At 67.7% G+C, this 11136-nt stretch carries 9 protein-coding genes and 1 pseudogene; 5 read left to right on the forward strand and 5 right to left on the reverse strand.

All coding sequences use genetic code 11. The annotated features are described in order from the left end of the window. A pseudogene (locus VFX99_RS04700) lies at nt 1-722 on the forward strand (hypothetical protein); the annotation flags it as partial. A gap of 24 nt (nt 723-746) precedes the next feature. Here VFX99_RS04700 and VFX99_RS04705 read toward each other — a convergent pair. The 5 genes from VFX99_RS04705 to VFX99_RS04725 form a co-directional block, all read right to left on the reverse strand. Next, nucleotides 747-1139, reverse strand: a complete 393-nt coding sequence (locus VFX99_RS04705) for a glucose-6-phosphate dehydrogenase (RefSeq protein WP_329665157.1) — start codon at nt 1137-1139, stop codon at nt 747-749. A gap of 293 nt (nt 1140-1432) precedes the next feature. Beyond that, nucleotides 1433-1840, reverse strand: a complete 408-nt coding sequence (locus tag VFX99_RS04710; protein ID WP_329665158.1) for a VOC family protein — start codon at nt 1838-1840, stop codon at nt 1433-1435. 99 nt (nt 1841-1939) lie between these two features. After that, nucleotides 1940-4363: a glycoside hydrolase family 2 TIM barrel-domain containing protein gene (locus VFX99_RS04715; protein ID WP_329665159.1), complete on the reverse strand. Its 2424-nt coding sequence runs from the start codon at nt 4361-4363 to the stop codon at nt 1940-1942. A 29-nt stretch (nt 4364-4392) separates the two neighbouring features. Further along, nucleotides 4393-5421 (reverse strand): LacI family DNA-binding transcriptional regulator, encoded by a 1029-nt coding sequence (locus tag VFX99_RS04720; RefSeq protein WP_329665160.1) that lies wholly within the window; start codon nt 5419-5421, stop codon nt 4393-4395. Continuing rightward, complete coding sequence (locus tag VFX99_RS04725; RefSeq protein ID WP_329665161.1) at nt 5418-6434, reverse strand: LacI family DNA-binding transcriptional regulator; 1017 nt, start codon at nt 6432-6434, stop codon at nt 5418-5420. Before VFX99_RS04725 ends, VFX99_RS04720 begins: the two co-directional genes overlap by 4 nt. A gap of 147 nt (nt 6435-6581) precedes the next feature. Between VFX99_RS04725 and VFX99_RS04730 the strand changes: the two genes are divergently transcribed. The 4 genes from VFX99_RS04730 to VFX99_RS04745 form a co-directional block, all read left to right on the forward strand. After that, on the forward strand, nt 6582-7847 hold the full coding sequence (locus tag VFX99_RS04730; RefSeq protein WP_329665162.1) for an MGH1-like glycoside hydrolase domain-containing protein: 1266 nt from the start codon (nt 6582-6584) through the stop codon (nt 7845-7847). Between the two features lie 131 nt (nt 7848-7978). Next, nucleotides 7979-9292: an ABC transporter substrate-binding protein gene (locus VFX99_RS04735; protein ID WP_329665163.1), complete on the forward strand. Its 1314-nt coding sequence runs from the start codon at nt 7979-7981 to the stop codon at nt 9290-9292. Between the two features lie 91 nt (nt 9293-9383). Beyond that, nucleotides 9384-10265 carry a sugar ABC transporter permease gene (locus VFX99_RS04740; protein WP_314504458.1) on the forward strand — a complete coding sequence of 294 codons (882 nt, stop codon included), beginning with the start codon at nt 9384-9386 and terminating at the stop codon, nt 10263-10265. Nucleotides 10266-10278: 13 nt separating this feature from the next. Further along, nucleotides 10279-11136 (forward strand): carbohydrate ABC transporter permease (locus VFX99_RS04745; protein WP_329665164.1); only part of this gene is annotated, 858 nt, incomplete at its 3' end.

Raw genomic sequence — 11136 nt, forward strand, 5'->3', positions numbered from 1 at the left:
AGGACGCCCGTCTGCGGGTCCCGATCATCGCCGGATCACGTGCGCACTTCACGGAGCTGAACCGAGAATGGGCGATCATCCCGCGAGACGTCGACGGGATCGGATTCAGCACCACACCGCTGTTCCACTCGACCGGCACCGAGCAGCTCGTCGAGTCGGTCGCCGTGCAGCGGACGATCGCGCTGCAGGCGGTCGAGCTCGCCGACGGGCTGCCCGTGCATGTGGGGCCCGTGGCCCTGCGGGCGAGGTTCAACGACGTCGCGACCGCGCCGCAGCCGATGCCGTCCCGGAACGACCTAGGGGATGGCTACGGCGCCGCCTTCACCGGTGCCGACGATCCGAGGCAGAGTGCGCCCGAACTCGCCGCCTGGACCATCGCGAGCGCAGCGGCGCTCGCCGTGCCCGGGGTCGCGAGCATCGCCTTTTTCGAGGAGTGGGGACCCCGCGGCGTCCGCTCGTCCGCGGGCGAGCCGTTCCCCGTCGCCGCAGCCTTCGCCGCGCTCCGCGAGCTGGACGGGCCGAATGCCCGTCTGCTGTGGGGCAGCAGTCCGGACGGCCTTGCGTGGGCTGTCGGGGCGCGCAGCGGGAGCGGCGATGTCGTTCTCGTCGCGAACCTCGACGATCGGGCCAAGGATCTCACGGTGGTGCTCGACGGCGCGTCTACGGCCGTCGCGCTCGAGCCGCTCGCCTTCATTCGCCTCGCGCTGCCCTCACGACGTTGAACGGGGCGCTGCCCACCCCGTGACTCAGGCGACGGTTCGCCCGCACATGCCGCACACCCCGGTCGCCGGGATCTCCACGAAGCAGTCGGGACAGAGCGCACGCGGCTTCTCGGCCAGGGGTACGCTTCGGGCCGCGGCGGGTCTGCGGGCGCTCCGCGCCGCGGGTCGCTCGCGCGTGGGCGCAGCCTCGATCCGCTGAACGGCCGGCCGGTGCTCGAGGCAGTAGAACCGCACGTAGCCGTCGTGATGTCTGGGATGCCGGTGCTTGATCGCCCAGAGCTCGGTACGCGGCCGCAGCGCGGAATCGCCTCCGCACACCGAGCAGCGGGTTGCGTCGCCGGGCAGAACATCCGCCACGAGGACCGGCGACTCGAACGGGATCCCGTCTCGCCAGTCCGAAGACGCGGAGACCTTCATGGCTGTCCTTTCGAGCGGGGATGGGTCGGGAGCATCTCGCGGGAATGCGCGATCCTCGCGCGGCCGGCAACCCGGATGCGGGCCGTCCACTCCTGCCTTCTTCCACGGTAGGCGATGCGGGTCGGGCAGAGGTAACGCCCGCATTCATGGTCTCCTCGATCTTCCTGCTGTGGCTGTTCGCCTTCATCGGGTACCTGATCCTCGGATTCGGCTCCGCCCAGCAGGAGAAGGCGCGCATCACGGCGTAGCCCTGCAAGATGCCGGAAAGCGCATACGCGCGCGGCGAGCGACTTCTACGACGGGTCGCCTGTCTCGCCCGCCAGGACGTCGAGGTAGTGCTGGTTGAACATGACGCCGAGCACATTGCCGAACGGGTCGTAGACCGACGCCGTGACGAAGCCCGGCCCTTGCTCGGTCACCGGGATGTGCGGGGTCGCGCCCTGCCCGAGCAGCCGCTCGTAGGCATCCGCGACGTCGTCAACGGCCCAGTACGCCACGACTCCGCCCTGTGTCGCGGGGGTCTCGCCGGCGTATCGCCGGTCGAGGATGCCCAACTCATGGGAGTAGTCGCCCAACCGGAACTCGACGTACGCGAGAGCTCCCGCGAAGTCCTTGCGGAAGTAGGGTTCGACTCCCAGCACTTCGGCGTACCACCGGGCCGCTTCGTCGACGTTGTCGGCGGAGTAGGTGATCGTGGTCAACCCTCGAAACATTTCGGCTCCTCGCTGTCGATTCCGATTCTCCTCACTCCCTCGGACACTGATCAGCCGATCCGCCGCGCTCGACCGCTCCGCCGCGGCTCAGCGGCGCACGGCCAGTTCCGCGGTGGCCGGCGCGAACCCGGGTGCCTCGACCGTGACTGTGATCGTGCCCGGTCCCGTAGGTCGCACGATCGCGAGCGCCCGGCCGTCGTAGGTGGTGACCGACGGGCCGGCGAACGGCTCCTCGGTGCGCGCGCGGCCCGTGCCCAGACCCGCGAGCACACCCGGTCCGTCGACCGCCACGGTCACGATCTTGTCGGTGTGGTCGAAGACCGTGCCCGATTCGTCGAGCAGCGCGATCTGGACGAAGCCGAGGCCGTCCGCGTTCACCTCCGGCTCTTCCGCGGTCGCCGCCAGCGAGGCCGCGCCGATCGCCGTTCGCAGACTGTGCCTGCCGACCTCCACACCGCCGGCGGTGGCCACGGCGACGAGCTCGCCGGGCCTCCACTCGGTCTGGATACGGGCGACGAAGGCCTTCTCATCGCCCACGCGTGCCCGGCCGACCGATGCTCCGTCGAGGAGGAGCTCGACCTCGTCGGCCGCGGCGTAGACGTCCACCACAACTGGTGCGCCCTCGGGCGCGTCCCAGGTCCACGACGAGATCGTGTCGTTCCACGACCAGGGTGTCGTCGCGGTCGGGCGGCCGTGGTGCTCGGGCCGGTGCACCGAGATGTACGGGTCGCTGCGAAGACCGTAGACGATCTCGCGGAAAAACGAGACCGTGCGACGGTGGCCGGTGATGTCGATGTCGCCGGTCTCCGCCAACAGGTACGGGTAGGGACCGCTCGTGCCGGTCGCGATATAGCCCTCGGTGTCGGTGTAGTCGACGCGACCGATCCCCGCCTCGCCGAGGTAGTCCCACCCGGTCCACGTGAAATCGCCGATCACGTGCGGCAGCCGCGTGACGAGGCCCCACATCACGTCGATCTTCTCGGGGAAGGTCTCGGAGCCGACGATCACGCGGTGCGGGAACAACTCCGCGTCGAGTTCATAGCGCGAGTCGGCGTAGTTGAAGCCGACGATGTCGAGCACGGCGGCGGACTCCTCCGTACTCTCCGTGACGAGCGTCGACGCGTTCATCAGCGCCATCTTCTCGCCCATGTTGGCCATCATCGTGTTGGGGTCGGACGCCTCGAGATCGGTCATGACATCGCCCATGCGATCCAAGTTCGCGATGATCCCGTTGATGCCGTTCGTGACGAAACGCGTGTCATCCAGCTCGCGGATGCCCTCGGCCAGCCGCCGCGACCAGCTCGCGCCGATGGGGGTGGCGAGCTCGAGGATCTCGTTGCCGATCGAGTACATGACGACGCTCGGGTGATTGAAGTCCTTCGAGACGAGGGCGGCGACGTCGTGCTGCCACCGGTTCGGGAAGCCGAGCGACGCGTCGAAGGCGGTCTTCGACTTGGTCCACACGTCGGTGAGCTCGTCCATCACCAGCACGCCATGGCGGTCGCAGGCGTCGAGCATTGCTCGGCTGATCGGATTGTGCGCACTGCGGATGGCGTTGAAGCCGGCATCCTTCAGCAGTCGCACCCGACGGTCCTCGGCTGCGTCGAGGGTGGCCGCTCCCAGCGGCCCGTTGTCATGGTGGACGCAGGCACCCCGCAGCTTCACGACCTCGCCGTTGATGCGCAGCCCGCGTTGCGCGTCGAGCTGCAGTCGGCGGATGCCGAAGCGCGTGCGGTCCTCGTCCAACACCGTTCCCTCGTCGTCGACCAGGGACGTCACGACCGTATACAGTGACGGGCTGTCCGGACCCCAAAGCTGCGCCTCCGGCACCGCGAGACGCGAACGTGCGGTCGCAGTCTCGCCGGGGAGTACGGTCAGGGGTGCGGAGTCCTCGACCACCTCGGCGCCGTCCGGCGCCTGCACCGCCCAGCGGATACGCGCCGTGCGGGTGTGGCGGGTGGTGTTGCGGGCGGTCGTCGCGACCGCCACCATCGCGCGCTCGTCGTCGATGTCGGGCGTCGTGACTCGCACGCCGTCGAGCGGAATGTGCACAGGGTCGGCGATGACGAGGTGCACGGGACGGTAGATGCCCGCACCGCTGTACCAGCGGCTGTCCTTGTGCGATCGCGCATCGACGGTGATCCGGTTGGCGGCGCCATAGCGGAGGAACGGGTCGAGCGCGACGGTGAACCCGTTGTAGCCGTTGGGCTCCTGCGCGGCGTAGTCGCCGTTCACGAAGACGACCGCGTCCCGGTACACGCCCTCGAACTCGAGCACGATGGTGCGGTCGCGCCAGCCCTCGGGTACATCGAAGGTCTTCGCATATTCGAAGACCCCGCCGGGGTAGTAGCCGGCGTGAACTCCCTGCGTGCTGTCGGCCGAGCGTTCGAGGTCGCGGATCGCATCGTGCGGAAGCGTCACGGGCTGAGGCGCAGTGGCGTCAGTGGGGGCTTCGAACGCGCCGAGCTTGGGTCCGACGGTCCAGCCGTCGAGGAAGGGGAGACGGATCATGGTGCCATTCTCCCCGAGTGAGCGACCCGCTACCGCCCGGTCGCCGGACCAGGCATCGCTGATGCGGTCGAGGCGCGCACGACGAGCTCCGGCTCGAAGACGATCTGCCGGGCCGCGCTCGTCGGATCGTCGATCTCCTCCAGCAGCACCCGCAGAGCGGTCTCGCCCATGAGCTGGCTCGGCTGGCGCACCGATGAGAGCGGCACCACGGCCGCGGAGGCGAAGACGATGTCGTCGAAGCCGATGATCGCGATCTCGTCCGGCACGCGGATGCCGCGGCCTGCGAGCCCCTGCAGCACCCCCATCGCGATGAGATCGTTGGCCGCGAAGACGGCGTCGGGTCGGTCCTGCCGGGGCCGGGCGGCGATCGCGTCGCCGGTCGACCGGCCGTCTGCCACGCTCGCCCCCGGTGTCGGAAGCGTCTCGAAGGCGACGCCGTCGGCGCCGTCCACGGCTCGCCGGGCGCCCGCCTGCCGGTCGACGATCTGCCGGATGTCGAAGGGGCCGCCTGTGAACAGGATGCGGCGGCGGCCGGTCTCGATGAGGTGGTTCGCGGCGAGCCAGCCGCCGTGGTCGTCGTCGACGCTCACGGAGCTGAACTGCTCGTCCTCGCTGCGCCGGTCGACCAGGACGGCGGGCGTGCCGCGCGCCCGGAGTCGGCGCAGGTGAGGGCCGATCTCGCGATACGGCGAGATGAGGATGCCGCGCACGCGCTGTTCTTCGAAGAGGTCGAGATAGCCCGCCTCCCGCTCGACGTCGTCGTCGCTGTTGCCGAGGATCACCGACAGCCCGTGGCGGGCGGCCTCGCTCTCGGCCCCTCGGGCGAGATCGGTGAAGAACGGGTTGCGCACGTCGAGGACGACGAGTCCCACCGTCGAGCTGCGCCCGACGCGCAGCTGGCGCGCGGCGTCGTTGCGCACGTAGCCGAGCTCCTCGATCGCCTCGCGCACGCGGCGGACGGCATCCGGCGACACCTTCTCGCGGTGATTGAGCACGTTCGAGACGGTTCCGACCGACACTCCCGCCTTCTCGGCGACGTCGCGGATGTTCGCACTCATCGGGCTCCGAACCCCAGCGTGCTCGCGCGGGCCACGAGCTCGGGCTTGAAGACCCGGTGCCTCGATGCGACCGTCTTGTCCTCCATCACATCGAACAGCAGGTCCACCACCGCCACCCCGAACCCTTCGTGGCGCCCCCGGATCGTGCTGAGCGGAATGATGGACGCCTCCGCGAACTCGTTGTCGTCGTAGCCCACCAGGGCGAGCTCCTCAGGAATGCGCACGCCGCCCGCGACCAGCGTCTGCAGGATTCCCAGGGCCAGGAGGTCGTTGACCGCGAAGATGCCGTCCGGGCGCAGGTCCACCGGCCGGCTGAGGAGCGCGGCGGCGACGTCCCGGCCTCCGCGGATCGTGCGGTCGGGTGCGTTGATGACCTCGAGCGTGGCTGCCGGCTCCTCGCGTACGGCGTCACTCGCGCCCGCGAGGCGGTCGGCCACCTGCGGGATGCCGAGCGGTCCGCCGACGAAGGCGATGCGACGGCATCCGACGCTGAGCAGATGCTCCATCGCCTGACGCCCTCCGTCGACGTCGTCCAGCGACACCGAGGCCTGCTCGTGCGACCGGGCGGCCTGTCCGACGAGAACGGACGGCGTGCCGCGCGAGCGCACCGCGGCGAGGCGGTCCTCGATGGGCAGGTGAGATGAGACGATCAGGCCGCGCACCTGATGCTGCTCGAACACGCGGAGGTAGGCATCCTCGCGCTCCCTGCTGCGGTGTGAGTTGGCCAGGAACACGCTGACCCCGAAGTCGGATGCCCTGCGTTCCACGCTCTCGGCGATCTCCGCGAAGTACGGGTTGCTCACATCGGGGGCGATGTACCCGATCACGGTGCTGATGCCCAGCCGCAGCTGGCGGCCGGCGTTGCTCGGGACGAACCCCAGGGTCTCGATCGACGCCCGGATCCGATCGGCCTTCTCCGACGACACCTTGTCGGGGTGGTTCAGGTAGTGGGACACCGTGCCGACCGCGACGCCGGCATGGGCGGCGACTTCCCGGATCCCCACCCTTGCCATCGTGTCGCCTCCCCGCGCACCGACGCGCCCCCGAGGAACGTACGTTGAACAGAACTGTACAACAGGTCGGGATGCCGCGCCCTGGCGCATCGGAACGTTTCAATGCCAGACTGACTGAGGCAGTCCTGTCCCACCAGAGGAGCGATGATGCTGGAGCGCTGGAAGCGCCTGCTCGAAGAAGACATCCGCCGCAGCTGCGAGCAGATGATGCGGGAGCCGGCGGGGGTTCTGACCCATCCGTACACCGTCCCGAGCACGCCGGATTCGCCCTACTACTCCTCGGCCTTGTGGGACTGGGACTCCTGGTTCATCAGCGCGGTGCTCGGCCAGGTCGAAGCGGACACCGACCGGAAGGGTCGCTTCTTCGCCTACGAAGAGGGCTGCATCCTGAACTTCCTCGATCACACCGACGCCGACGGCGTGATGCCGATCCAGCTCAAGCCCGAGGGTCCGCTGACCCACGGGGACGCGAGTCGTTCGGGCGGCTTCGCGGAGAACATGCACAAGCCGGTGCTCGCCCAGCATGCCGCGATGATCTCGCAGCGCCGTGGCGATGTCGCGTGGCTGCAGTCGCACCTGGACACGCTCGGCCTGTTCCTGGAGCGCTACCTCGAGAGCCACGTGCACGAGGAGACGGCGCTGGCGTACTGGCAGACCGACTTCGCCGTCGGCGTCGACAACGACCCGTCGGTGTACTACCGACCGCAGAAGAGCACCGCATCGATCTACCTCAACTGCCTGCTCTACCGGGAGCTGCTGGCCTATGGCTACCTTCTCGAGGAGTCGGGCAGCCAGGTCGAGGCGAACCGGTGGCGGGGCCGGGCGCAGAACCTGGCCGATGCCGTGAACACCCACTGCTGGGACGAGCGGGACGGCACGTTCTACAGCGTGGACCTGGCGCTGCGGCCGATCGACGAGGAGGACTGGCTGCACAGCGGAGCGCCGCGGCGCTGGTCTTCGCTGCTGCTGCGGGTCGACAACTGGTCGAGCTTCCTCCCGCTCTGGGCGGGGTTCGCCTCGCAGGAGCAGGCGGATCGCATGCGCGAGCGCTACCTCGATCCGCGCACGTTCCATGCCAACCACGGCGTGCGGACCCTGTCGCGGCTGGAGAAGATGTACGACCTGCGGGCGTCGAACAACCCGTCGAACTGGCTGGGACCGGTCTGGGGCATCAGCAACTACCTCGTCTTCCGCGGTCTGCTGAAGTACGGATTCGAGGACGACGCGCGCGAACTGGCGGAGAAGACCGTGCGGCTGTTCGGGCAGGACATGGACGCGAACGGCTGCCTGCACGAGTACTACCACCCCGACAGCGGCGAGCCCATCATGACGAAAGGCTTCCAGAACTGGAACTTCCTCGTCCTGAACATGATCGCGCACCTCGACGGCCGGCCCATGGTCACCGAGTTCTGACCCGTTACCAATTTGTGACGTTTCAAGAATTCATGCCCCGGAGCGCGAGGACTCTTGACAACGGCTGATTTCCTGACCTAGCATCCCCATTGAAACGTCTCAAAGAGACGCCCACTTTTCGAGGAGGAAATGTGTCCACAGCAACTACGCGGCGTCTTCGGAAGCCGATGATCGGCGCCTTCGCGCTTCTGAGCGCGAGCGCGCTCGTCCTGGTCGGCTGCGCCGGCGGTGGCGGCGACAGCGGCTCGGCGGAGGATCCCGACACGCTCGAGTTTCTGAAGAACGCCGAGAACACCACGACCGAGCCGGTGCTGCAGGCACTGGCTGACGGCGTCTGCTCCGACCAGGAGGAGGCGATGCCGCTCGAGATCAACTCGATCCCGCAGGCGGACCTCGACGCCCAGGTGCAGCTGCTGGCCACGCAGGACGGCCTGCCTCCGATGTTCTCCGCGGGAGGCAACCCCGCCGAGGGCGCGAAGCTCTGGGAGGCCGGCTACCTGCTCGACTTCGACGAGGCCCTCACCGACCTCGGCGTCCGCGACAAGATCTCGGAGGGTGCCGTCTCGACCATCGAGAAGCTCTACGGCGGCGCGTTCAACTTCCTGCCCTTCCAGTACAACATCGAGGGCATCTTCTACAACAAGGCGATCTTCGAGGAGAACGGCTGGGCCGTTCCCGAGACGTGGGACGACCTCCTGACCGTCGCTGCCGAGGCCAAGGCCGCAGGCCTCACCGCGTTCGCCGCATCGGGCGAGCAGGGCTGGCCGCTCACGCGTCTGGTCAGCGGCTACCTGTTCCGCACGCTCGGCGCCGACGCACTGCAGAAGGTCGCCGACGGCGACGCGAAGCTGACGGACCCCGAGTACGTCGAGGCCGCCCAGGCGATCGCCGACCTCGGTGCGCAGGGCTACTTCGGCGCCAACGTCGCCTCGCTCGACTACGACGCGGCATCCAACGAGTTCCTCACCGGCAAGGCCGCGATGATCTACATGGGCAGCTGGCTGCTGGGCAACATCAACAGCGACGCGAACCAGATCGGTGCCGACAACGTCGGCTTCATGCCCTTCCCCGCCGTCGAGGGCGGCGCGGGCTCGATCGAGGAGTTCCCGTCCAATGTCGGCCTTCCCGCCACGTTCGGCGCGAAGACCTACAGCCCCGGCGTCGGTGAATGGCTGAAGTGCATCACTGAGAACTACGGCAACGAGGCGCTCAAGCAGGGTCAGATCACCGGCTTCATCTCCGATGAGCCGGCAGACCTGCCCGAGATCTCGCAGACGATCGCGGATGAGATCTCGACCGCCACCGACAGCGTGCTGTGGTTCGAGGCGCTGTTCAACGCGAAGGCGAGCTCGATCTCCTCGACGAACGCGGCGCTGCTGGTGACCGGCCAGATGACGCCCGAAGAGTTCATGACGGTCGTTCAGGACGCGCTCGACCAGGGTTGACCCGCGCGCCCCGGTGCAGCTGGACACGGCTGCACCGGGGCGTCATCCTTCTCTCGGAGCCACCCGCTCACGCTCTCGAAAGGGCGCCCCCATGAAGTCCGTCCTCGGCGACCGCAAGGCGATCACGCTCCTGCTGACACCCGCGCTGCTGGTCTACACCCTCATCATCCTCGTCCCCGTCGCGTGGTCGTTCGGATTGACCTTCTTCAGCGGCAGCGCACTCGAGGGCTTCGAGTTCGTCGGCCTGGAGAACTTCAGCCGGCTGTTCTCGGACCCCTACGTGTGGGACGCGTTCTGGTTCACGATCAAGTACGCGCTGCTGGTCACGCTGTTCCAGGTCGTGCTCGGCTACGGTCTCGCGCTCCTCTACAACTTCGTCCTGCGCAAGTCGTCGGTGCTGGTGCGAACGCTCGTGTTCTTCCCGGTCGTGCTGCCCACCGTGGCGATCGCCCTGCTGTACCAGAAGCTGTTCCAGTCGGCGCCGGTCGACGGCCTCGTGAACGAGCTGCTGGTCAACGTCGGTCTGTCGTCCGTGGACTGGCTCGGCGCCGGAACCACCGCGTTCGTCGTGATCGTGATCATGGACGTCTGGCGCTCCGTCGGCTTCTACGGAGTGCTCGTCTTCTCGGGCCTGCTCGACATCCCCGACGAGATCATCGAGTCCGCGCGCATCGACGGTGCGAAGTCGTTCAAGCTCCTGCGGCACATCGTGCTGCCGATGTCGCTGCCGATCCTCTTCGCCTCATTCATCTTCAGCATCAACGGCACCATCAAGGTGTTCGACTCGGTGTTCGCCCTCACCGGCGGCGGACCCGGCAACTCGACTACGCCGCTGACGCTGTACATGTACCGCACCGCGTTCCAGTTCAGCGACTACGGGTACGGCTCGACGATCGCGCTCCTGCTGACCGTCATGTGCCTCGTGGTCACACTCGTCATCTTCCGCTCGTCGCGTCGCGACCTGAGCGTCTGAAAGGGGGTCCGACATGACAACGACATTCGATACCACCGCGGTCCACACGCAGCGGGCCGTCGTCTCCCACTCGGGCGGGCCCGGCGCGGCGTTCGTGCGGTTCCTCAAGCGCATCCCCGCATGGTTGACCATCGCGTTCCTCATCACGGTCACCGCGTATCCGCTGTTCTGGATGTTCATCAACTCGCTGAAGTCCAACAGCGACTTCCTGAACAACCCGTCCTACGCCTTCCCCGAGGTCTGGCAGTGGTCGAACTACCCGCTCGCGTGGGAGACCGGCAACCTGGCCACGACGATCTCGAACTCGATCATCGTGACGGTGCCTTCCCTCTTCTTCATCGTGATCCTCGGCACGGCGGCGGGATTCGCCCTCGAGATCCTCGTCTTCAAGGGTCGCGCCGCGATCCTGCTGCTGTTCCTCGCGGGCATCATGATCCCGGGTCAGATGATCGTGCTCCCGCTGTTCACCGCCTTCTTCGACATCGGCATCACCGGCACCTACCTGCCCATGATCCTGATCTACACCGCCGGCGGGCTCCCGCTCACGGTGTTCATGATGGCCACGTACTTCCGTGCAATCCCGCGCGAGATCTTCGAGGCCTCGACCCTCGACGGCGCGTCCATGATCCGCGCCTTCTTCTCCATCGGGCTGCCGATGATGCGCAACGCCGTCCTGACCGTCGCGATCGTCCAGTTCTTCCTGATCTGGAACGACCTGCTGATCGCGCTCATCTTCGGCGGGAAGAAGTCCCTCAACACCATCCAGGTCGGGTTGCTGAACTTCTCCGGCGAGTACGGCGCCATCAACTACGGGCCGCTGTTCGCGGCGATCTGCATCACGTCGGGCGGCATCCTGATCCTCTACCTGTTC

Source organism: Microbacterium sp., assembly GCF_036277215.1.
Lineage (GTDB): Bacteria > Actinomycetota > Actinomycetes > Actinomycetales > Microbacteriaceae > Microbacterium.